The organism is Flavobacterium sp. MMS24-S5 (assembly GCF_050320125.1).
Taxonomy (GTDB): domain Bacteria; phylum Bacteroidota; class Bacteroidia; order Flavobacteriales; family Flavobacteriaceae; genus Flavobacterium; species Flavobacterium tyrosinilyticum.
This window is the reverse complement of record NZ_CP190016.1, coordinates 2,313,553-2,336,732: the sequence shown is the minus strand read 5'-3', so window position 1 is coordinate 2,336,732 and position 23,180 is coordinate 2,313,553. Positions and strand designations below refer to the sequence as shown.

25 protein-coding genes and 1 pseudogene are annotated in these 23,180 nt (G+C 32.7%); 21 read left to right on the top strand and 5 right to left on the bottom strand.

Annotated features, from left to right (window positions below; translation table 11 throughout):
* Positions 1 to 123: 123 nt before the first annotated feature.
* The 10 genes from ACPWTF_RS10875 (at position 124) to ACPWTF_RS10830 (ending at position 8,791) form a co-directional block, all read left to right on the top strand.
* A complete protein-coding gene (locus tag ACPWTF_RS10875; protein ID WP_427875440.1) occupies positions 124 to 459 on the top strand; it encodes a helix-turn-helix domain-containing protein in 336 nt (111 codons plus the stop codon).
* An 87-nt stretch (positions 460 to 546) separates the two neighbouring features.
* Complete coding sequence (locus ACPWTF_RS10870) at positions 547 to 1,779, top strand: DUF5906 domain-containing protein (protein WP_427875439.1); 1,233 nt, start codon at positions 547 to 549, stop codon at positions 1,777 to 1,779.
* A 267-nt stretch (positions 1,780 to 2,046) separates the two neighbouring features.
* Positions 2,047 to 2,979 (top strand): toprim domain-containing protein, encoded by a 933-nt coding sequence (locus ACPWTF_RS10865; protein WP_427875438.1) that lies wholly within the window; start codon positions 2,047 to 2,049, stop codon positions 2,977 to 2,979.
* Positions 2,980 to 3,101: 122 nt separating this feature from the next.
* On the top strand, positions 3,102 to 3,482 hold the full coding sequence (locus tag ACPWTF_RS10860; RefSeq protein WP_427875437.1) for a plasmid mobilization protein: 381 nt from the start codon (positions 3,102 to 3,104) through the stop codon (positions 3,480 to 3,482).
* A complete protein-coding gene (locus tag ACPWTF_RS10855; protein ID WP_427875436.1) occupies positions 3,479 to 4,498 on the top strand; it encodes a relaxase/mobilization nuclease domain-containing protein in 1,020 nt (339 codons plus the stop codon). Before ACPWTF_RS10860 ends, ACPWTF_RS10855 begins: the two co-directional genes overlap by 4 nt.
* A 19-nt stretch (positions 4,499 to 4,517) precedes the next feature.
* Positions 4,518 to 5,063 carry a hypothetical protein gene (locus tag ACPWTF_RS10850; protein ID WP_427875435.1) on the top strand — a complete coding sequence of 182 codons (546 nt, stop codon included), beginning with the start codon at positions 4,518 to 4,520 and terminating at the stop codon, positions 5,061 to 5,063.
* A 227-nt stretch (positions 5,064 to 5,290) separates the two neighbouring features.
* Positions 5,291 to 6,937 carry an alkyl/aryl-sulfatase gene (locus ACPWTF_RS10845; RefSeq protein WP_427875434.1) on the top strand — a complete coding sequence of 549 codons (1,647 nt, stop codon included), beginning with the start codon at positions 5,291 to 5,293 and terminating at the stop codon, positions 6,935 to 6,937.
* The gene (locus ACPWTF_RS10840; protein WP_427875433.1) at positions 6,934 to 7,290 is read left to right on the top strand and encodes an alkyl sulfatase C-terminal domain-containing protein; all 357 of its coding nucleotides are present in this window, start codon (positions 6,934 to 6,936) and stop codon (positions 7,288 to 7,290) included. Before ACPWTF_RS10845 ends, ACPWTF_RS10840 begins: the two co-directional genes overlap by 4 nt.
* A gap of 285 nt (positions 7,291 to 7,575) precedes the next feature.
* Entirely contained in the window at positions 7,576 to 7,986 is a 411-nt protein-coding gene (locus ACPWTF_RS10835; protein ID WP_427875432.1) for a hypothetical protein, read from the top strand.
* A gap of 433 nt (positions 7,987 to 8,419) precedes the next feature.
* Positions 8,420 to 8,791, top strand: a complete 372-nt coding sequence (locus tag ACPWTF_RS10830) for a helix-turn-helix domain-containing protein (protein ID WP_427875431.1) — start codon at positions 8,420 to 8,422, stop codon at positions 8,789 to 8,791.
* Between the two features lie 68 nt (positions 8,792 to 8,859).
* Here ACPWTF_RS10830 and ACPWTF_RS10825 read toward each other — a convergent pair whose 3' ends face one another.
* Positions 8,860 to 9,075 carry a hypothetical protein gene (locus tag ACPWTF_RS10825; protein WP_427875430.1) on the bottom strand — a complete coding sequence of 72 codons (216 nt, stop codon included), beginning with the start codon at positions 9,073 to 9,075 and terminating at the stop codon, positions 8,860 to 8,862.
* A 244-nt stretch (positions 9,076 to 9,319) separates the two neighbouring features.
* Between ACPWTF_RS10825 and ACPWTF_RS10820 the strand changes: the two genes are divergently transcribed.
* Entirely contained in the window at positions 9,320 to 10,105 is a 786-nt protein-coding gene (locus ACPWTF_RS10820) for a DUF2490 domain-containing protein (RefSeq protein ID WP_427875429.1), read from the top strand.
* Positions 10,106 to 10,170: 65 nt separating this feature from the next.
* Here ACPWTF_RS10820 and ACPWTF_RS10815 read toward each other — a convergent pair whose 3' ends face one another.
* Positions 10,171 to 11,382 (bottom strand): tyrosine-type recombinase/integrase, encoded by a 1,212-nt coding sequence (locus ACPWTF_RS10815; protein WP_427875428.1) that lies wholly within the window; start codon positions 11,380 to 11,382, stop codon positions 10,171 to 10,173.
* 359 nt (positions 11,383 to 11,741) lie between these two features.
* Positions 11,742 to 13,715: an NACHT domain-containing protein gene (locus ACPWTF_RS10810; RefSeq protein WP_427875427.1), complete on the bottom strand. Its 1,974-nt coding sequence runs from the start codon at positions 13,713 to 13,715 to the stop codon at positions 11,742 to 11,744.
* 318 nt (positions 13,716 to 14,033) lie between these two features.
* On the opposite strand from ACPWTF_RS10810, the gene ACPWTF_RS10805 reads away from it, so the two are divergent.
* Positions 14,034 to 14,435: a helix-turn-helix domain-containing protein gene (locus ACPWTF_RS10805; RefSeq protein WP_427875426.1), complete on the top strand. Its 402-nt coding sequence runs from the start codon at positions 14,034 to 14,036 to the stop codon at positions 14,433 to 14,435.
* Between the two features lie 170 nt (positions 14,436 to 14,605).
* Positions 14,606 to 15,025 (top strand): very short patch repair endonuclease, encoded by a 420-nt coding sequence (locus ACPWTF_RS10800; RefSeq protein ID WP_379798336.1) that lies wholly within the window; start codon positions 14,606 to 14,608, stop codon positions 15,023 to 15,025.
* Here ACPWTF_RS10800 and dcm read toward each other — a convergent pair.
* Positions 15,022 to 16,008 (bottom strand): DNA (cytosine-5-)-methyltransferase, encoded by a 987-nt coding sequence (gene dcm, locus ACPWTF_RS10795; RefSeq protein WP_427875424.1) that lies wholly within the window; start codon positions 16,006 to 16,008, stop codon positions 15,022 to 15,024. The genes ACPWTF_RS10800 and dcm overlap by 4 nt on opposite strands.
* 472 nt (positions 16,009 to 16,480) lie before the next feature.
* Between dcm and ACPWTF_RS10790 the strand changes: the two genes are divergently transcribed.
* Positions 16,481 to 16,750, top strand: coding sequence for a hypothetical protein (locus ACPWTF_RS10790; protein ID WP_427875423.1), 270 nt, complete (start codon positions 16,481 to 16,483; stop codon positions 16,748 to 16,750).
* Between the two features lie 30 nt (positions 16,751 to 16,780).
* Here ACPWTF_RS10790 and ACPWTF_RS10785 read toward each other — a convergent pair whose 3' ends face one another.
* Positions 16,781 to 17,371 (bottom strand): riboflavin synthase, encoded by a 591-nt coding sequence (locus tag ACPWTF_RS10785; RefSeq protein WP_427875422.1) that lies wholly within the window; start codon positions 17,369 to 17,371, stop codon positions 16,781 to 16,783.
* A 57-nt stretch (positions 17,372 to 17,428) separates the two neighbouring features.
* Between ACPWTF_RS10785 and pdxA the strand changes: the two are divergent.
* The 7 genes and pseudogenes from pdxA (at position 17,429) to ACPWTF_RS10750 (ending at position 23,115) form a co-directional block, all read left to right on the top strand.
* Positions 17,429 to 18,479: pseudogene (gene pdxA, locus ACPWTF_RS10780) on the top strand (4-hydroxythreonine-4-phosphate dehydrogenase PdxA).
* A 105-nt stretch (positions 18,480 to 18,584) separates the two neighbouring features.
* Entirely contained in the window at positions 18,585 to 19,127 is a 543-nt protein-coding gene (locus tag ACPWTF_RS10775; RefSeq protein WP_427875421.1) for a YceD family protein, read from the top strand.
* Between the two features lie 9 nt (positions 19,128 to 19,136).
* Positions 19,137 to 19,331, top strand: coding sequence for a 50S ribosomal protein L32 (gene rpmF / locus ACPWTF_RS10770; protein WP_008465217.1), 195 nt, complete (start codon positions 19,137 to 19,139; stop codon positions 19,329 to 19,331).
* A gap of 174 nt (positions 19,332 to 19,505) precedes the next feature.
* Positions 19,506 to 20,504, top strand: coding sequence for a beta-ketoacyl-ACP synthase III (locus ACPWTF_RS10765; RefSeq protein WP_427875419.1), 999 nt, complete (start codon positions 19,506 to 19,508; stop codon positions 20,502 to 20,504).
* A gap of 23 nt (positions 20,505 to 20,527) precedes the next feature.
* Positions 20,528 to 21,013, top strand: a complete 486-nt coding sequence (accB, locus tag ACPWTF_RS10760; RefSeq protein WP_427875418.1) for an acetyl-CoA carboxylase biotin carboxyl carrier protein — start codon at positions 20,528 to 20,530, stop codon at positions 21,011 to 21,013.
* A gap of 108 nt (positions 21,014 to 21,121) precedes the next feature.
* Positions 21,122 to 22,468, top strand: coding sequence for an acetyl-CoA carboxylase biotin carboxylase subunit (gene accC / locus ACPWTF_RS10755; RefSeq protein ID WP_427875417.1), 1,347 nt, complete (start codon positions 21,122 to 21,124; stop codon positions 22,466 to 22,468).
* 350 nt (positions 22,469 to 22,818) lie between these two features.
* Positions 22,819 to 23,115 carry a hypothetical protein gene (locus tag ACPWTF_RS10750; RefSeq protein ID WP_250834945.1) on the top strand — a complete coding sequence of 99 codons (297 nt, stop codon included), beginning with the start codon at positions 22,819 to 22,821 and terminating at the stop codon, positions 23,113 to 23,115.
* Positions 23,116 to 23,180 lie beyond the last annotated feature (65 nt).

Sequence of the window (23,180 nt, the reverse complement as noted above, 5' to 3'; positions counted from 1 at the left end):
AAGTGATTTATTCCTTCTGATAATTTCTTATTCTCAATTATTTTAAATGTGTAAATTGTTTTTACACGATTTTTTACATAACCAAACCTCCGTAAACTTGTTTCATAATTTAAAATTAGAAACATGGATACAAATAATTTTACTTCCAAAATTGATCGATTGGAATTGATCGTAATGGAACTAGCGAAGAAACAAGATGCGTTTATAAAAAAGGCATTAATGAAACTATCTTTAAATAGCAAAGATGTTTATTCCTCTGAAGAAGCTGCAGAGTTTTTGTCTATAGAGGTCAAATATATTTACCAGCTTACCCACCAGCGAAAGATCAGATATTCTAAGAAAAAAGGCCAGAAGAAAATCTATTTTAGAAAGGCTGATCTGCTTGATTATTTAAACGGAGAGATTATTAATACTACCGAAGATCTTGAGAACACAAATGCCGCTTTGTGGAAAAAATAATGCGTGAATCTCTTTAACGCATAAAAATCCCTTATATTTTTAATCAAATTCTTATGACAAGATCGTAAGGATTATAATTTGAATCTTATGGACTTAGATATTCCTTATATCAGAGTAGGAACTTCCTATTTCAAAATTATTGATAAACCTTTAATATCTGGCGATAAAGTAAAAGTGATGGTTCGGTGGAATCGTGAAACAATCATTTCAGATCATGGAAAATCGTTTTTAAACGATATATCCAAATTAGATGGTTTTTGCTGTATTCCGAATCATTTTGGTTACCAGCAAATTGTAGATGATTTCTATAATACCTATCATGAACTGCCTAACCAACCAATAGCGAAGGATTTTTCAATTCATGAACTCGAAAAATTGATTCCAAATTCATTGCAATTTATTCAACATATTTTTGGAGACCAAAAGCAATTAGGCTTAGACTATATAAAACTTTTATATGAAAAACCTACGCAAACATTGCCAATTCTTTGTTTGGTAAGCAAAGAGCGATCGACAGGAAAAAGCTCTTTTATAAAGTGGTTGAAAGCAATTTTTGGAATGAATATGACTTACATAAAAGGCGATTCATTTGGGTCGCAGTTTAATTCTGATTGGGCGAGTATGTTACTTGTAGCCATTGATGAAGTGTTTTTTGATAAAAAAGAAATTACAGAACGTTTAAAGTACCTTTCTACGACTGATAAAGATAAAGTAGAAGCAAAAGGAAAGGATCGACAAGAAATTGAATTCTTTGCAAAATTTATTCTTTGTTCTAATAATGAAGATAATTTTATTCAAATAGACGAGGAGGAAATCCGTTTTTGGATTCGTAAAATTCGCACTATAAATACAGAAGATGTATTCTTTCTTAAAAAACTGAACAAAGAAATTCCGTACTTCTTAAAGTACCTGCAAATGAGAAATTATTTTTCACAACAAAAAACGAGAATGTGGTTTAAACCCGAACAGATTATGACTGCTTCCTTGTTAAAGCTTGTAAATCGAAATAAAGAAGAAATTCTAATGCTTGAATTGATACATGAGTGTTTTGAAAAAATGGAAGAGAATGAGTTGAAATTAGCTCCTAATGATATTTTCATTTTACTGAGAAAGCAAAATAACAGAATAAATATTTCTGCTAGTGAAATAAGAAATATTCTGAAGCGATGGGGTTTTACACCCGAAGACAATACGAAGTCTTATTGTGGAATTGAATTATTGTCTCATGGTGAATATGTAAAAGTAGATCGAAGAGGACGTTTTTATACCATTAAAAAGATTTTGTTTTATAAAATTTTTGATGCTTTGATGCAAAATTAGTATAAAGTCTTGTAATTGAACTAAAGGGATCTGCATCAAAGCTTGCATCAAACTAAAAAACAATCTTTTTTGATGCAAAACTGATGCAGGACAAAAATAAAGTGATGCACTGATGCAGCTATTGATGCAGTGTAATCTTAATATAATCAATTGATTACGTGTAATTTGCATCAAAATATCAAAAAAAATAAAAAATTATAGTTCTTTTTTTCATTAGCAAAAGAACAGACTTGTGCTAAATAAAATAGAAGAGTAAAAAAAACAATTATGGAAAAGTTCAATTGTAAAATTGCAAATCAAATTGATTTAGTCAATTATCTTAAAACATTAGGGCATGAGCCATTAAAAATAAAAAATCAGGATTATTGGTATCTATCGCCACTGAGATGTGAAAACACACCCTCTTTCAAAGTGAATCAAAAGTTGAATTTATGGTATGACCATGGAACGGGCAAAGGAGGAAATGTAGTCGATTTTGGGATTGAATATTTTAGATGCACTGTTTCTGAATTTTTACAGCTTTTAAATGGTAACAGTTTTTCCTCCGGTTTAAGTTTGTCATCTAAGAATAACAATCGACAGTCTTCAAATTCAAGAATTGCAAATGAAAAGAAAGATAATCTTGCTGATAAAATTGTCATTGTTGATATACGAACATTGGAAAATAAATCCCTTCTCCATTATTTAGAAAACAGGAGCATTCCGGAGGAAATGGCAAAAGAACACTGCAAAGAAATTGATTTTTCATTGAAAGGCAGAAAACACACTGCAATTGGATTTCAGAATATTTCAGGAGGGTACGAACTCCGAAATGAAAATTTTAAAGGTAGCAGCTCACCAAAAGATATCACTTTCATAGATAACCAAGCAAAATCAGTTGTTGTTTTGGAGGGCTTTTTTGACTACCTCTCTTATAAAATGATGAATCAAAAATCGGATAACCTACAAACAAATTTCCTGATATTAAATTCATTGTCTTTTTTTAACAAGTCACTACAGTTGATGGATAAACACGAGCGAGTAGATCTCTATTTAGACAGAGATACAGGAGGTATAAGATTTACTAACGAAGCCCTGAAAAGAGATTCTATAAAATATACCGACCAAAGTTTTCTATACGAACAAAAGAAAGATTTAAGCGAATGGTTAAATCAGGAACAGCACGTTAAAAGAGGTCATAGTTTTAGGCGATCTATATAACATCCGAGTGGTAGCCAGCTATGTTTTGGTAAAACCAAAACGCTGGCTCCTCTCATGCTATGGCATTCGTTGAGAGAATTTTTTTCATGCTGCCGCATTCAAAAAATAAATGATGAAAGATTATGGAACAACAGAATGAAACTAAAAAAAATAGAGGAGGCAGACCCAAAAAAGCGATAAAGAGAGACCAACTAATGGCAATTAAATGTACACTCTATGAGCGTAAAATAATTGAATCCAAAGCTAAAAAAGTAAATCTTACTGTTTCCGAATATCTTCGTGAAATTGGACTCAAAGCAAAGATTGATTATAGGAATAAAGCCCTTCCGAAAGAAATTCTAAGCTTTACCGGAGTGCTTAATCACATGGCAGCCAACCTTAATCAGATAGCCAAAAAGAGAAATAGCAATGACGAATTGAGTCCACTTGAACGAGCAGAATTAAAAGTACAGTCAGGTCAGGTTAAAGATCTTGCCGTCCAAATTAAAAACTGTATGTCATGATAGGTCATGTAAGTATAGGCAGCTCTTTTTACCATTGCATTAGCTACTGTCTGGAAGATAAAAGAGAATTGTCTGAAGAGAAAAAACTTGCACTTGCAATGCAAGACCGTTTGCAGTATAAAGACCGAGCAGAAGTATTAGAATATAATAATTGCTTCGGTAACAAGTATGAGCTTACTCAGCAGTTTAAAGATGTAAGGAAATTAAGCAGGCGTGTTGAAAAACCAATGTTGCATCTTACCCTACGTTTAGCTCCAGAAGAAATATTGACCAAAGAACAATTGAGAGAAGTTGGCAGAGAATGCGCCAAGGAGTTTGGTATTGCAGACCACCAATACATTTGTGTACTACATAAGGATACCAAAGAACAGCATATTCATATTGCAGCCAATCGAGTTGGCTTTGATGGTAAGGTTGCCAATGACAGCAATAACTATAAATGCATGGCTGAACTTTGTCGTCGTCTTGAAAAGAAATATGATCTTCAAGAAGTATTAAGTCCAAGAGCATTCCTCTCTCCTAAAGACAGGTTATTGCCTCGCCATGACAGTAGAAAAGAAAAACTTAAAGAAGATATTCAACAGACATTTAAGTATGCCAGTTCCTATTTAGCATTTGAAAGACATATGCGAGAGTTGGGTTATAAAGTTCTTAAGGGCAGGGGAATTTCTTTTATAGATGATAAAAAAGTAAAAATAAAAGGAAGCGAAGTTGGTTTTTCATTGATGAAAATTGAAAAGATATTACATCAGAAACAACAGTATGCCGGGAAAAATGTTGGTGAAGAAAAAAATCATGACAGAGATAGTCGGTCAATATCTAATTCTTTCAATACTGGAAAGCACAACGAAGAAAAGCAAAGCTGCAACTCAGGTCGGATAGGAGAAGAAGTTGTTAAAGAGATTTTAGGGTTTACAGGTCAGCTAATGAATTCTGAATATGAACCGGATTATATTGATCCTGAAAGAACGAGAAAACTCCAAAAGAAAAAAAAGAGACCATCATTAAGGAAATAATATTTTAAAAAATAGTAGTATGGAAACAGATGCAAACCAAGAGCATATAGAACGAGAGACATTACAATTAGTACTGGAGGAATTTACACAGGAACAGAAGATAAATAATCAGCATATTGAGGAGCTTATTATTGCCATAAATAACATAGGGAATAAAATCGTATCTATAAAGGAGCATAAATCCGGCAAAAATGTTTTGGAACCATTGGATATTAAACCAATAGAGGCTATCCTGCAAAAAAGCTTCCTGGATATTAAATTTATGATTGGCAGGCAGCCAAAAAGTATCGTTAGGAAATTTCAGATTTTGTTATTTCCGGAACAGGATGCAAAACTGTTTTACAAAATTGTTTTTGGAAGGTGGTTTTTATGGCTTGTTATAATGGTAGCCATAACTAATCTTTACAGCTGGGGCATACATTACAGCAACAATATCAAAGAAATTGAAATGCAGCAAGTTCGAAATGATAGGATAAATAAGGCATGGCAATATATGTATCAAAATAATGATAGAGAAGTTAAGGTTCTTATGCAAAAAGCCTATATAAATTGCAGTAGAGAGTAAATAACGTTTTAAGATCAGGACAAATATTTTTAAAGTACAATTTAAGTCTGCGGGCGATGTTAGAAGAAAGATGTTGCAAATCAGATATTAGGTTGCAAATTATAATTTGAAACACATTTTAGTTTTGCGAATTTTCTCTCTTTTCTTTTTACAGTTAATTTTAGATAAAATTATAAACAAGTAGGTTTACAATTTTGTGATGGAATTAACTAAAAAACTATAAAAAGATGAAAAGAGTATCAAAAACAACAGTCAGGTTTTTATCACTTATTAGCTTATTTGCAGTGACAAAAACGTATTCCCAGAAAATTCAAACAGACAAAAATCAAAAAGAAGCAACTAGTTTTACTCAGAAAACAAATAATGATTTACTATCGTATTTGCCTTTTGCTGACAAAACAGATTATGAGAACGCAAAAAGAGGTTTTATCGCTACAATTCCCGAAGGAATTATAAAGGATGAAAAAGGAAATGTTGTCTACGATATGAAGCAGTATGATTTTATTAAAGGTACTGCACCTGCAACTACAAATCCTAGTTTATGGCGTCAGAGTGAACTCAACAGTATCAATGGTTTGTTTGAGGTAAAAAAAGGTTCAATTTATCAAATCAGAGGTTTAGATCTTGCTAACATGACTTTAATCGTAGGTAAAACAGGCTGGATTATAATTGATCCTCTTATGTCTCCCGAAACAGCCAAGGCTGGATTAGCATTAGCAAACGAAAAGATTGGTAAAAAGCCTGTTGCTGCAATTATTATTACACACAGCCACATTGATCACTTTGGAGGAATAAGAGGAGTGGTGGATGAAAAAGATGTGAAAAGCGGCAAAGTTCCAATTTATGTTCCAGAAGGTTTTTTCGATCATGCTATAAGTGAAAACGTAATGGGAGGAAATACAATGGGGAGAAGAGCTTCTTATATGTATGGAAATTTACTTCCAAAAGATGCAAAAGGAACTTTAGGGACAGGTTTGGGACAAACAACTTCAACAGGTTTGTCTGGTATTATAGATGGTACATTTAAAATTAATAAACTTTCTGGTGAGGAAAAAATTGTAGATGGACTGAAAGTGGAGTTCATTTATACTCCCGAATCTGAGGCGCCTGCAGAGATGATGTTCTATTTTCCTGAACTCAAAGCATTTTGCCAGTCTGAGGATATAACACATACCCTTCACAATCTTTATACTTTGAGAGGGGCGCAGGTGCGTAACGGTCAAAAATGGAGTGCCTATATTGATTTGGCACTTGCCAAATGGGGAGACGATGTACAGTTTTCTTTTGCTTCTCATCACTGGCCAACCTGGGATAATAAAAACATTAAGCCTTACTGGGAAAAACAACGCGATTTATACCGTTTTATCCATGACCAAACGCTAAGATTGGCCAATGAAGGCTATACTCCAATTGAGATTGCCGAGATGCTCAAGCTTCCCGAATCATTAGACAAGGAATTTTATAGCCGTGGGTATTATGGAACTTTAAGCCATGATGTACGTGCACAATATCAATTATATTTTGGCTGGTTTGATGGAAATCCTTCAAACTTAAATAAACTAACACCGGTAGATGCCGGGAAAAAATATGTCGAATTTATGGGCGGGGCTGATAATCTGCTCTCTAATGCCAAAAAATCATATGATAAAGGTGAATACCGCTGGGTGGCTGAAGTTGTAAGTCACTTAGTTTTTGCAGACCCAAAAAATCAGGATGGAAGAAATCTGTTGGCAGACGCTTACGAACAGCTTGGTTATGTTGCTGAATCTGGGCCTTGGAGAAACTTTTATTTATCAGGAGCAACAGAGTTAAGAAATGGGGTTAAGGTGTTGCCATCACCAGACACCGCAGGCCTGACATGGTTAGAGGTATGAGTACTGATTTATTCTTTAATTTCCTTGCCATGAAATTTAAAGGAACAGAAGCTGATGCCGCCGCTATGAAATACAATTTTAATATTGTTCTTCCGGATGTAAAAGAAAAAGTAGCGCTAATAGTAGCAAACGGAGTTGTAAATCCACGAATTGGAGGAAGTGTAAAAGACAATGTTACAGCGACGATCACAATTAATAGAAGTGACCTGAATAAAGTTAGTTTGAAAGAAGCTTCTTTTGCTGATTTACTGAAATCAAAAGCAATAAAAATTGACGGGGACCAAAATGCTTTTACAACATTCCTTGGAAAAATAGATAGTTTTAATTTCTGGTTTAATATTGTTGAACCCTAACATTATAAGTAAACAGATGCAGTTTGGCGCTGCCAATGATGAATACCTGCTTAAAATTTAAAAAGTTTGTTTAAATTAAAAGGGCATTCAAGTAAGGTATGATTACTTATGAGCCTGTATAAGGGCCATTGGATAATTTAAAAATATTTTTACAATATTTTAAACAAAGCATCTTTGATATCATTTGGCAATGAGCTCTTGCTTTTGTAATGCTGAGGTGTGGTTTATGGCTGCAGATTATGATCTGCAGCCAAACACCTTAAAGTTGCAATTAATACTAAAATTATGAGTAAGATACCAAACACAAAATTTTTAGTCTGCATTTTATTTTTCTCCATTATCAGTCTTCATGCGCAGGATGATGCTGCTGAACTGGCAAAGAAGCTTGCCAATCCGATTGCCAGCTTGATTAGCGTGCCTTTTCAGAACAACAGCGATTATGGTATTGGGGATTTAAAAGGAAGTCGCAATACGCTTAACTTTCAGCCAGTGATACCTATAAGCATAAACGAAAACTTAAATATGATCGGAAGGGTTGTACTACCTATAGTTACCCAAAATAATATTACAGGAGTCTCCGAAAAACAGAGCGGATTAAGCGATGCGGTAGTTAGTGGTTTTTTCAGTACAAAAAACACAAAAAACGGATTCACATGGGGAGCCTGCCGCTTTTCTTATACCCACGGGAACAGATGATTTCCTTACCAGTGAAAAATTCGGTGCAGGCCCCACTGCTGTGGCTTTAAAGCAAACCAACGGATCGGACCTTTGGCGCACTGGTGAATCAATTGTGGAGTGTGGCGGGAAGTGATGAGCGTGCTGATGTAAGCCAAATGTTTGTACAGCCTTTTATAACGCACAACTGGAAAAGTGGAGCCGGTATAGGACTTGTTGGTGAATGGACACAGAACTGGGAAGCCCGGACCACTTCTGTAAGGCTGATCCCCAATATCAGTGGGGTGACAAGCGTCGGTAAGCAAAAAGTTTCATTAGCTATCGGACCGGCGCGTTCAACTTATTGCTACTGAGAGAATGAGAGCCGATTGAGGTTGGAGGGCTTTGGTTATTTTTCTTTTTCCTAAGTGATTGAAATAGGCCTGTACTAATTTTATTTATTTAATCAACAGTTATGGTATTTAAAACATTATCATCGAAGGAGAAAAAAAAATATTTTGAAAAATTACAAAGTATTTTAATTTCTAGAAAACTTTTTCTGAAAAATGATTTTTCTCTACCCAAACTGGCTGAGGAGACAGGGATTCAACTTTACATTATTTCACATGTAGTGAATTCGCAAACTAATTCTCATTTTAATGATTATGTAAACTTGATGAGAATTCAATATTTTAAAGAAAAAATCAATGATATGGAATGGAAAGATTTAACAGTTAAAAAAATGACTGCGGCGTGTGGATTTAAGTCCCGCACGACAGCTTATAGAGCATTTATAAGGCATATTGAAATGACCCCATCAGATTATTTAAAATTAAATCGGTCATAATAGGTGAATTCGCAGATATAAAAAAAAACTGATATTTATATTTTATGCCTTGAAAAATGTCAGTAGGATTAAATTTTTGGATCTAAAAAGATAATTCCGGATGTGAGCAAAGTAACGCACAGCATAGCAGCAAGAATGATAATCAGAGCGATGAACAAAATGAAAATAATTCGATTTTGCCGACGATTATTTTTATCCAATCTTTGGTTTAGTTTTAATTCTTCTTCATCTTTTATGTATTGATATTGATCCTTCATTATTTCAAAGATAGTAATCAGTATCATTCTTTTTTTATGGCATTAAGTAGATTCTATCTCATTATTGTGAAAAAAAAATAAATTATATATAAGTAAAATAAGCCCTTAAGGTGCTCCATTTTATATTTTTTTACTTTTTTTTTAAAAATTTTGTATTCTCGAATCTGTACGTTAATAGATATACAGCTTTAAAATAATATCCATTTCTGTACAGCATCAAGTGCATAACCTTTAAAAACATCTTCTTTATAGTGGTATGTATTATAATACTATGCGAAAATATATTTATCTCACCTGCCTTTATTTTATGGCTGCAAATTCGCTTGCTCAGACAGATGATTTGTATCAGTTTTGGAATCAATACGATTTTACAAGAGATCTGAGCGAGAAATGGGTATTGCAGGCCGACGCCGGCCTCACTTCTAGCAGCACCCCGACTGATAATAATGCACTTCACAATGTAACGCAGATTTATCTTAGGGCATGGGTTCACTATTATGCATTTGAAAAATGGAAATTTTCCGTTTTCCTTGCCAATTATTCAAACAAAAACGTTCCTGAATTAAATCAAAAACACGGACGGGAATTCAGAACGGCACTGCAGGCTACATATAACCTACATCAATCCCCGGCAGTTAAAATTAACCTGCGGGCAAGACTGGAAGACCGGCATATTGAAACTGATGAAAATTATATGGAAGCCGTCGAGCGCCTGCGATTTCAGATTAAGGCTGTGTGCCCGCTTTCAAGCTTAGGCGTAAAAGTAAAAAAAATGTATGTTTTTGTTTCAGACGAAGTATTTTTTAAAACAAAAAGCCAGGTTAGCGGCCCAGAAGCATTTGATCGTAACCGGGCAATGATAGGCTGCGGGTTTGCTTTTTCAGATGATATCAAAATTGAAGCTGCATATGCAAATGAAATCATGCCACGCAGTGGAACAGATAAAGTAGTAAATGCGTTTCAAGTCAAAGGAATTTTTAATAATTTATTTTACCATTTAAGTAAGCCATTTAAAAGGAAAAAAAATGCGGTAGATCAGGGTGAAGGAGATTTATAATTTTTATGTTTTTCGAGGGATAATGCCTTAATTTTTAATTGATTATATTAAGATGGGATTTACTATCAAAAAATAATATCATCAATCATTTTGTCTAAAGTGTTGCTTGGAAGTGTGTTTAAATAAGACATGGTAGATTTAATGTCTTTATGACCTAAGGCTTCTTTGATTATATCAATTGAGATATTGTTAAATTTTAAAATGGTTGCAAATGAATGCCTTGCACAATAATAAGTAATTTTCTTTTTAATGTCTAAATCAATCATAATTCTTTTCAGAGGTGCGTTTATATAAACTTTGAGATATTTTTCTTTCTTGTTATTTATATAAGTTCCAGAATTGTTATTATTATGAATTATGTTGAATAAATAGAATGAGTCAGCTGAGGAACTATATTTCGCAATTTTGTCTTTCCAGAAATCGTTTACTTTGAAATTTACGATTACTTCAGTTTTACTTCTTTTATATGTAATTGTTCCTTTATATAGATCTGTTTTCTTTAATTGTATTAAATCGATGAAATTAATTCCTCTTCCGTAAAAGCTCAACAAAAACATATCTCTTGCAAAATTGTCATTTTTTTTGAGTAAAGTTGCATTTTTCAATAATGCAATTTCCTCTTCGGATAAATATTCTTTTTTACCGCTTTCCTTGATTTTGGAGACCTTAAATTTGTTAAAGGGATACATTGTTGCGGGAATTATCTCGCGATTGATAGCTTTATTAAAGACTGCTCTTAAAGAACGGATCCTAATTCCAATTGTACTTTGGCTATTATTATTCCCATTTAAAAAAGATTGATATTTATAAATTGTATCTACTGATAAATCTTTAAATGTAATTTCACTTCTGTTAAAAAATCTTTGAATGGATCTTAAGGTATCTTTCTCAATGTTGTAAGTTGATAATTTCCCCGCATTTTTAATTTCTTCTATTAAGTTTTCATGAAAAGTGGTATAGCTAAGAGCTTGCTGCTTTCCTGATTTTTTTTTAAACTTGTTTACAACATCCTGTAAGGTAAATGGAGTTTCATCTAGTTCAAATTCATGAATAATGCTATTAACTCGACTGGCATATTTTTCAATAAGATCATTTATTTGTTTGTATTCTTTGTGTGATTTTTTAAGACGGTCTGTTTCAAATGACCAATCTTCATATTTACATTTTTTCTTAATTGATAAACTAGTATTTGTTCTGTCTTTAATTAAAACAAGATTAATAAAATAATCGCCTTGTTTATTTCCTGCTGCCTTTAATGTGAATTTATGTGATACCATTATTGAAATTTTAATTAAAAAATCCGACGAACATTTGACGAACATTTGACGAACATTTGACGAACAAAAGTACAATTATAATAAGAAATAATGATTTATTTTTTATTTAAAAAATCATAAAGCACTGATATTCAGTTATAATGGCTTATTATAAGTGATTCTAAAAACTTGCTAGATCTTTCTCATAATCAGGTGGTCCCTGGTTCGAGCCCAGGTGGGACCACAGAGAAATCTTGTAAAGCCTTATAAACATTGTGTTTGTAAGGCTTTCTTTTTTCTAAGGGACGAATTTTACCTGTTGAATTTGGGTTAAAAAGCATTAAATACCTTAATTCTGAAAATATAGAAGAAGTTATTTTTTATATTCCATCTAGGTTATCTTTTCTTTCATCAAAACTTTCTTCTAGTTCAATTTTATTTAAAAGTTTTTTGCTCTTGTCATAGTCAAGTAAATATAAATTATGGTTATTTTTTCTAGCTAATCGTTCAGCTATAATGCCATTATTGAATAATTGAAAATATTCTGGAGAATTTATAATGTTTAACGGATTATCATCCAAACAGAGTGCTACATCCTTCGGAAGACTCTCAAGAGTTTTTTTGTATTGAGTTTCTGAATCAAAATTGTTTTTTCTAAATATAGGCTCATTTTTTAGACCTAATATATCTAAAATTTGCAAATTGTAAGTTGAACTGAAAATTTGGCATAAATGCCACTTGCCAAAATCGGTGTTACTCAAAACTTTTCTGCCAACAGGTGCTAGTATTTCTTGAAACATTTGGTCAATTTCTTTAAAATCAGTTATACGTTTATTAGTGTTATATATTCCATATGAGATTCCGTAGGATGCTGATTGTCTTTCTCTTATTGTTGATTTGGTTATTCCGTTAATTTCTTTGTAAGAATTATTGCAGTGAAAAATAAAATTTTTTAGAAGATCCTTAATAATTATTTTTCTAAAATATTTTTTTTCAACTTCATAAAGAAAATCCAAAATATTTAAATAATTATCTTTTTTTGATTGATATATTAATTCAATAATTTTTTCCTTGTCTTTCGAGGTACTTATAAATTCAGCCGCAAAATAATCTTGAAGAGATTTGTGCGCCCATTTTAAAATAATTCCATCTCTAACAAATAAAGGTACATTTGACTCTATATCTTCAATAAAGTCTGATTCTTTGAAGTCCAAACCAGCACATTTGTTTTTGGCTTCTTTTATATGGTTTATTAACTCTTGATTATTATATTCAACTTTTACAATTTTTGCAGTGTCAAATGCCAATTGTCTTAATATCAATCTAAAGTCTTGAATGTCTAAACCAGAAGCTTTGTTTCTTTTGAAACCATCTTTAGATAAATCATGATGTTTGTATAGTGCGCCATATACATCATCATAGAAGGTGGACTTTTTAGATGGAATATCTTTATTGTAGGTATATGTTTTATATAGTAAAGAAACTAGAAAAGGATTAACAAGGAATTCACGGACTTGGGTGTCTTTCTCTTGTATGTTTTTTATTAATTGTTCACTTACTTTGTTTTTGTTTATTGAATCATACTTTTTAATAAGCTCAAAAGATTCATGAATATTAAGGGGCTTGATGTGAAACATCTGAAAGTCGCCAAATGATGACAGTGAAGAATCGGGTCTTGATGTAAGAATGTACCAATTTTTCCTTGCTTTTGAGATAAAATCTTTCAAATCATGAATTACATGTTCCCTGTAATCATATTGAATTTCATCAAAACCATCTAATAGAATTGTGAATTCTCCTAGTTCTAGAAACTTTAGGATTAATTCCTTGTCAAAAGATTTATCAATTGGGTCTAACTGAACGAAAATTTCGTCTAGAATGGAATGCGTATTGTTTAGTTTTTTTAACTCTATTAATATTGGAATTGATATTTTTTGCTCAATTATAGAGAGGCCAATCCACTTCATTAAAGTGGATTTTCCCATTCCGGCAGTGTCACTAATTACTATTCTTTGATAAGATTCAATAAACTCTTTTTTAAAAATATCAATTTTAAAATTTTTATTGTCTTTAGTCGATGAAATTGAGAGGGGCAAGTAAATTGCCTTTGTGCTTATTTGTTGATTAGGAAATACGAGTATATTTAATATACTAAACTTTTCATAAGACCTGTTTAAATACTCGGTGAATTTGTTTTCAAAATAATTTTCGATTAAAGCATTTTCATTTTTTCTTTTTTTTAACCATTGTTCAAGCTGCTTTACCTTAGGGGTAATTATGGTGTTGATTAATGGATCAATAAATGGCTTGGCGATGGTTGTTATATCCTTTATGTCTGAAAGATTTATTTCCATTTTCAAAGTTGTTAATTGTTTGTATTTGAAGTAGTATGGCTTTTTAATTTTATGCTACTTCAAATATATAGAAAAATCAATTGGAAAAAATTTGTAAGTTGCAGCCAAAGATGTGGAGGAACTTGGGGGCTTAGCTATTTTGTCTTTTACTTCAAATTCTTTCAATACAGCATCCAATTCTTTGAAAAAGAAGCTTTTTGAGAATATCAATAATATCTTACAAGAGAATTTTTTAAAGGATATTTTTCTATCTTTGAAAATCAGATTTTTAATTCGTGAGGCTTTGTATTTAGGGCTTTAGAAAAATTAATATTCATTATGGAACAAAAAATACATCAGGGAAGAAACGTAAAACGTTTCAGAGAAATGCTTAATATAAAACAGGAGGCATTGGCTTATGATTTGGGAGAAGACTGGAATCAAAAGAAAATTTCTATGCTGGAGCAGAAAGATGTAATCGAAGATAATCTGCTGAAACAAATTTCTGCCGTATTAAAGATTCCTGTTGAAGCTTTTCAGAATTTTGATGAAGAGCAAGCGATAAATGTTATTTCTAATACTTTTCACAATGAAGCATTCATTGGTAATTCTGGTGGTACTTATAATGTTAATCCATTACAAGAAATTTTAAAACTTCACGAAGAAAAAATTGCTCTATATGAGCGTATGCTTAAGGAGAAAGATGAAATGATGCAAAAGCTTGAAAAGCTAATCAAATAAATAATTTAGGGATAATCCTTATTCACAAAGCCTTTACAGAAATGTAATGGCTTTTTTGTTTTTAGTATTTTTTGAAATGTGAAAATTGAAATTTTGGTACTCCATAATTGAAGCTTTAATCCTTTAAAATGTTTTAACTTTATCCATCCAAAAACAAATTTAATTTTCAGATGGATAGATTAACTCCCGAACAGAGGAGGAAAACTATGCAGGCGATAAAAAGCACTGCTACAAAAGGCGAAGTAAGGCTTGCAAAAGCGTTATGGAAATTGGGCCACAGATACCGAAAAAACAACAAAAAGGTATTTGGAAGGCCTGATCTTACTTTTGCCAAATATAAAATTGCCATTTTTGTTGATAGCGAATTTTTTCACGGAAAAGATTGGGAAACGGAGCAACTAAGAATTAAAACCAATCGAGAATATTGGATTCCGAAAATTGAAAGAAATATACAGCGAGATGAAGAAGTGAATGCTTTTCTAATTTCTGAAAACTGGACAATTTTGAGGTTCTGGAGTAAAGAGATTGAAAAAAATCTGGAAGTTTGTCTGGCAAAAATTGAAGGAACAATTATGCTTTTAAGTATTTAAACTTTTTCAGCTTTTAGTTGTCTAGCTTCTGCTTTCTCAATGCATTTGAATATTTCAGAAGCGAGCCTTTCTATAACAGGCATGCTTACAGAGTTTCCGGCTTGTTTGTAAAGGCTGGAATTTGAAATTTTGGGTAATTTGTAATGATCTGGAAATCCTTGAAAACGAAAACATTCTCTTGGGGTTAATTTTCTAAAACCAAATTCGGTTGTAATAATTGGAACATTGTGGCCGCCAGTTCCCATATTTGCGGTTAAAGTAGGGCAAACTTCTTTTTTGTTTTCTCGAACATACTGCCTCCTAAATTGATAAATTCTATCTTCTCTCACAACGGCTTCCTTTAACATGTTGTACATGTATTTGTCTTCGGTGTAATAGAATTTTTTATCGACTTTTTCTTTGGTAATTAAGTCGGTGACCTTTTTGGTTAATTCTTCTTTCTCTGGAAAATTAAATTTGAAGCCTTTTTTTACGAATTTTTTATCGAAAGCAACCATGAAAATTCGCTCTCGATTGTGCGGAATATTTCCGAAATCTCTAGTGTTCAGGATAGCGCTGTCAAAAGTATAGTCCCGTTTTTTGATCTCGCGCTGAATTACTTTCATCGTGTTTCCTTTATCATGTCCTTTTAAGTTTTTGACATTTTCAAGAAACACTACTTTAGGGCGCATCTCATCAATAAAATCCAGTATTTTGAAAAAATGATTTCCTCTGCTGTCTTTAAAACCTTTTCGGTGGCCAGCTAAAGAAAAGGGTTGGCATGGAAATCCAGCTGTAAGAATGTCAATTTTATTAAGATCTTTTACGTCGAGCTGCATTACATCTCCTTCAATAAGAGTGTGCTTGAAATTGTTTCTGTATGTAACACAGGCTTTTTTGTCAAATTCATTTGCCCACTCTAATTTAAAACCTGCATTTTCAAAACCTAAACAAATACCGCCAACGCCTGCGTATAAACTTCCGACTGTATATGGTTTTTTCATTTGATTAATTAAAATTAAAAATAGATTTGAATTTGAAGTTTTAAATCTTTTAGAATTGGATTGTATGTGTGTTTGATTTTACAAATATATCAATTTGAGAATATTCTCTTGAATGTAATTTAAGTTGAATCCAAACTACTTTTTTTGGCGTATATTTGGTAAAAGACATTTTTTGAGAGAACAAAAAACTATCGCCACTAAAATAAGTAAATTCTTATATCCTTTTAAGTCTTGCGAATAGTGCTGAAAATGAACGTTGTTCTTCTAGAACGTTTTCTGAAACGGATTAGAGGTATTTTTAAGAAAAATGTTAAAATTTGTTCTGGATTTTTGGTTTTAAAAGTTGGTTTTGAGTAAAAAACTTATACTTTTGTCCAAGATTTTGGAGATGGAAATGCGTTTGTGCGAAATTTCTATTAAAGAATATTTATCAATAATTATCTAGAATTGCTGTTTGCAATAGCTTGAATTTATGAAAAATCTAAAAGCCCCATTTTTAGTAATTGCCTTATTTTTGAATGTTTTATTAGTGTCTGCAGAAACTTCTTCGCATCCGCCTGCTCCTAGTGCGAGTACTGCCAGAAGTATGACTACAACGGCTGAGGAAGAGTGTCCTCCATTGTATCCTGACTGTGATGATGCTTTTCCAATAAATCAAAATATTATATTTCTAGCAATCGGAGGTTTGGCTTTAGGTCTTACGGTCATATATAAAAATCAAATAAAAAAAGCTTCAATTTAATTGAAGCTTTTTTTATGGAAAATTTAAGCGTTATTTGTTTATGGAGTAAAGTCTAGAGATGTATTTTCCAACTACATCAAATTCAAGGTTGATTTTTGTTCCAACTTTGAAATCTTTAAAATTAGTGTGTTCATAAGTATACGGAATAATTGAAACACTAAATTCATTCGTTTTAGAATTTACAACGGTCAGGCTGACTCCGTTTACTGTAATCGAACCTTTTTCGATTGTAATATTGTTTAGGTTTTTATCGTATTCAAAAGTATAATTCCAACTTCCGTTTGCTTCTTCAATTTTAACACAGGTTCCAGTTTGGTCTACGTGGCCTTGTACAATATGTCCGTCTAAGCGGTCGCCAAGTTTCATTCCCCTCTCTAGATTTACAATATCGCCAGTTTTCCAATCGCCAATATTGGTTTTTAGAATAGTTTCGTCGATTGCTGTTACGGTATAAAGAGAATCTTTAATAGCTACTACTGTAAGGCATATTCCGTTGTGCGAAACGCTTTGGTCTATTTTTAATTCGTGGGTTATTGATGAGTCAACTGTTATATGAAGATTGTTTTGATCTTTTTGAATTTCGTGAATCCTTCCGAGTGTTTCTATAATTCCTGTAAACATTGTGGTTTTATTTTACTAAATTTGCACATCAAAATTAGTAATAAATAAACTGAGCTCATGAATAAAAAAGCAGAAAATATAATTGTTGGAATTTCAGTTGGAGATTTAAACGGTATTGGAAGCGAAGTTATACTGAAAACATTCGAAGATTCTCGTATGTTGGAATTGTGTACGCCGGTTATTTTTGCAAATGCTAAAATTCTCTCATTCGTTAGAAAAAACTTTACGTCGACGATTCAATTTCATGGAGTTGATAAATTAGATCAAATCATTCCGGGTAAAGTAAATGTTCTGAATCTTTGGAGAGAAGGAGTTGATATAAATTTTGGAGTAAATGATCCTAAAATAGGAGAATATGCTATTAAGTCTTTTACAGCAGCAACGAAAGCTTTGAAAGATGGTGAAATAGATGTTTTAGTAACGGCTCCTATTAATAAATACAATATACAGTCTGAGGATTTTAAATTTCCTGGGCATACCGATTATTTGAATCAGGAATTAGATGGCGATGCGCTAATGATGATGGTTCAAGATAATTTACGAGTAGGTTTAATTACAGATCATGTGCCGTTAAACGAAGTCGCTTCTAATTTGACAGAAGAATTGATAACTAAAAAAATAGAAACTATTAGAAAATCTTTGATTCAGGATTTTAGTATAGTGAAGCCAAAAATTGCAGTTTTAGGACTCAATCCGCATGCTGGTGATGGCGGTGTGATTGGAAAAGAAGATGATTTGATTTTGAAGCCAACTTTAAAGAAAATCTTCGATTCGGGAACAATGGTTTTTGGTTCGATTTCCTGCAGATGGTTTTTTTGGAAGCAGTCAATATGAAAAATATGATGCTATCGTGGCAATGTATCACGATCAAGGATTAATTCCGTTTAAGACATTGTCTTTTGGAAAAGGCGTGAATTATACAGCAGGTTTGAATAAAGTTAGAACCTCTCCAGACCACGGTACAGCTTATGATATTGCTGGAAAAGATATGGCAGATTACAATTCTTTTAAAGAAGCAGTCTATCTTGCGATTGATATTTTTCGCTCGCGTAATCAGTATGAGGAGATTAGCCAAAAACCTCTTAAAATAAAAGAAAAACAGTTATAAACAAAAAAAGGTCAATAAGATTATTAGATTTGTAATAATTTTATATCTTTGCACCCCAATTCAGATATCTAGTTTTAGAATCGAATTGATCAAATTGATGTTGAAATGAGCAAAACAAAAGAATTTTTAATTCCTTTCGTAGGATTAAAACTAGGAAAACACCATTTTGAGTATCAAATAAATAACGAGTTCTTTAAGAATTTTGAATACGATGAGTTTCAAAATTCGGATATTAAAGTTAATTTACTTTTCGAAAAGAAAAGTACCATGTTAGAGTTAGAATTCAAACACAAAGGAACAGTTAATGTGCCTTGTGATCTAACAGGCGAAGATTTTGATTTGCCTATAAAAGGGAAAATGAAGTTAATTGTTCGCTTTGGAGACGAATTTAATGATGATAATGAAGAATTGTTGATTTTGCCACATGGTGAACATGAGGTAGATGTAGCGCAATATATTTATGAAATGATCGCGCTTTCTGTACCTCACAAAAGAATTCATCCAGGTGTTAAAGACGGAAGTCTGCAAACAGAAGCTTTGACGAAACTGAATGAGTTGAGTGTAAAAGAACAAAAGGAAGAGAGTAACAAAGAAGAAGATATTGACCCGCGTTGGGAAAAATTAAAGAAACTATTAACGGATAAATAATATAGTAAAATGGCACATCCTAAGAGAAAAACCTCGAAAACAAGAAGAGATAAGAGAAGAACACATTACAAAGCTACTGTAGCTCAAATCGCTACATGTCCTATTACAGGTGAGGCGCATTTATACCACAGAGCTTACTGGCATGAAGGTAAAATGTATTACAGAGGGCAAGTTGTTATCGATAAATCTGAAGCGGTTGCTTAATACGTTTTTGTAAATTATACTAGAACTCTCACATAGTGAGAGTTTTTTTTGTTGATTATAATTTTCGTTTTTTAGGAAAATATAGACAAATTCGTTACGTTTTTTTTTGTAATTTTCGGGTCTTTTAAAAATTTTTCAAATTAATCGTAATTTGAAAATAAATAATAGAATATAATGAATACAATCACAGCCGCAATTACCGCTGTTGGAGCTTATGTTCCTGACTTCGTTCTTTCGAACCAAGTATTAGAAACAATGGTTGATACCAATGATGAGTGGATTACCGCTCGAACAGGAATTAAAGAAAGAAGAATTCTTAAAGATGCTGATAAAGGTACATCTTACCTTGCTATACAAGCAGCAAAGGATTTAATTGCAAAAGCAAATATTGATCCGCTTGAGATTGATATGATTATAATGGCAACTGCGACACCAGATATGATGGTGGCTTCTACAGGAGTATTTGTTGCAACAGAAATTGGAGCAACAAATGCATTTGCATACGATTTGCAAGCGGCATGTTCAAGTTTCTTATACGGAATGTCTACAGCTGCAGCATATGTTCAGTCTGGACGTTACAAAAAAGTACTTTTAATTGGTGCCGATAAAATGTCATCTATTGTAGATTATACTGATAGAGCAACTTGTATTATTTTTGGAGATGGAGCTGGAGCAGTTCTTTTCGAACCAAATTATGAAGGCTTAGGTTTGCAGGATGAATATTTAAGAAGTGATGGTGTAGGGCGTGACTTCCTTAAAATACCTGCAGGAGGTTCTTTGATTCCACCTTCTGAAGATACTGTAAAAAACAGACAGCACAATATTATGCAAGACGGTAAAACTGTTTTCAAATATGCTGTAACTAATATGGCAGATGCCAGTGAATTGATTTTGCAAAGAAATAATTTGACAAATCAAGATGTTGACTGGTTAGTGCCACACCAAGCTAATAAACGTATTATTGATGCTACTGCAGGAAGATTGGAATTGGAAGATTCTAAAGTTCTTGTAAATATCGAGAAATACGGAAATACTACTTCTGGAACTTTACCATTAGTATTGGCTGATTTTGAAGATAAGCTTAAAAAAGGAGATAACATTATCTTTGCCGCTTTTGGTGGTGGATTCACTTGGGGATTTATCTATTTAAAATGGGCTTACGATAAAAAATAAATTAAAACTAAAAACGAATCATTATGGATTTAAAAGAAATTCAAAACCTAATCAAATTTGTTGCAAATTCGGGCGTTGCAGAAGTGAAGTTAGAAATGGATGATGTAAAAATCACGATCAGAACAACTTTAGAAACAAATGTAACTGAAGCAACTTACGTACAGCAATTACCTGCTCAGGCAGCTTTACCTCAAGCGGCAGTTCCACAAGTTACGGCTCCAACAGTTGTAAGTGTAACTCCAGAAGCACCAGCTGCTAACGATTCTAAATATATTACTATAAAATCTCCAATCATTGGTACATTCTATAGAAAACCATCTCCAGATAAACCAGTTTTTACAGAAGTTGGAAGCACTGTTTCTAAAGGTGATGTTCTTTGTGTAATTGAAGCAATGAAATTATTCAACGAAATCGAATCTGAAGTTTCTGGTAAAATTGTAAAAATTCTTGTAGACGATATGTCTCCAGTAGAATTTGATCAACCTTTATTCTTAGTAAATCCATCATAAATAAATTTAGATTTTAGATTTTAGATTTTAGAATGGTTCAAAAAAAGTTTTGTTAATCATCTAAAATTATCTAATTATCAAATTGTCTAATTATCTAATTAAAATAAGATGTTTAAAAAAATATTAATTGCGAATAGAGGAGAAATTGCACTACGTGTAATTCGTACATGTAAGGAAATGGGAATCAAAACTGTTGCAGTTTACTCTACAGCCGATGCAGAAAGTTTACATGTTAAATTTGCTGATGAAGCGGTTTGTATTGGCCATCCTCCAAGTAACTTATCGTATTTGAAAATGTCAAATATCATTGCTGCTGCAGAAATTACAAATGCAGACGCAATACATCCAGGTTATGGATTTCTTTCTGAGAATGCTAAATTCTCAAAAATCTGTCAAGAGCATGGAATTAAATTTATCGGTGCTGCTCCAGAAATGATCGACCGAATGGGAGATAAAGCTTCTGCTAAAGCTACAATGAAAGCGGCAGGAGTACCTTGTGTGCCAGGTTCAGATGGATTGTTAGAATCTTACGAACATGCACAAAAAGTAGCTAAAGAAATTGGTTACCCAGTTATGATGAAAGCTACTGCAGGTGGTGGTGGAAAAGGAATGCGTGCAATCTGGAAAGAAGAAGAGCTTTTAAAAGCTTGGGAAAGTGCTCGTCAAGAAGCTGCTGCAGCATTTGGAAATGACGGAATGTACATGGAGAAACTTATTGAAGAGCCACGTCATATCGAAATTCAAGTTGTTGGAGATTCTTACGGAAAAGCATGTCACCTTTCTGAAAGAGACTGTTCGGTACAACGTCGTCACCAAAAACTAACTGAAGAAACACCTTCGCCTTTCATGACAGATGACCTTCGCGCAAGAATGGGAGAAGCTGCTGTAAAGGCTGCTGAATTCATTAAATATGAAGGAGCTGGAACTGTAGAGTTTCTTGTAGATAAACACAGAAACTTCTATTTCATGGAAATGAATACTCGTATTCAGGTTGAGCACCCAATCACAGAACAAGTTATTGATTATGATTTGATCCGTGAGCAAATTATGGTTGCTGCCGGAATTCCAATTTCTGGTAAAAACTATCTTCCACAATTACACGCTATTGAAGTTCGTATTAATGCTGAAGATCCTTACAACGATTTTCGTCCTTCACCAGGAAAAATTACTACGCTTCATATGCCAGGAGGACACGGAGTTCGTTTAGATACTCACGTATATTCGGGATATAGCATTCCACCAAACTACGATTCTATGATTGCTAAGTTAATTACAACTGCGCAGTCTCGTGAAGAAGCTATCAGCAAAATGCGTAGAGCTTTGGATGAATTCGTAATCGAGGGTGTGAAAACTACAATACCTTTCCATAGACAATTAATGGATGATCCAAAATATATTGCAGGTGATTATACAACTGCATTTATGGATACATTTAAAATGAATAGTCCAGAATAATTATAAAGGCTTCCAAATTTGGAAGCCTTTTTTCTTTTGTAAAGTTTTTATAAAATTCCAATCCCGAAGTTTCAGGATAAATTCCAAATTTTAGAACTTCTACTCCTCAATCTTGGAATTTGTGATTTTAAAATTTGGAACTTCTTTCGAAAGGTTACACTAAAAGTGTTTACTTATTACACACCTTTTTTCTCATTTACACACCTTTCGCGTTTTGTCTTTTTTTGCTATATTTGATGTAAAGTCTTTTAATACAGGTTTTTAAGGTCTTTGGCATGGCTCTTTTCTTTTACGGCATAATAATTTCATTACTTAAAGCGTAAACAACTATTAATTTAAATATATACGTTATGAAAAATTTATTTTTATCAGCCGCAATTGTTTTAGGAAGTTTAACTTCATTTGCTTCAACTACTCCAATTACTCATACTAATGTAAAAGTAGTTTCTATCGCAGACGATTATACAGAAATCAAATTAGAAGAATTACCAGCTGCGATTAAAGACGCTTTGAAAAAAGCATATCCAGAAGCAGTAATTACTAAAGCATATAAAAACGAAAAAGAGCAGTATAAACTTGATGTAACTGTTGGCGACAAAGTAGGAAACTTATTTGCTAATGCAGACGGAACTTGGATTGCACAATAATCTAAAAATAAGGTTTTGTGAAAATCCGGATCAAGAATACTAAGATCAAATTAACTATATTAAAA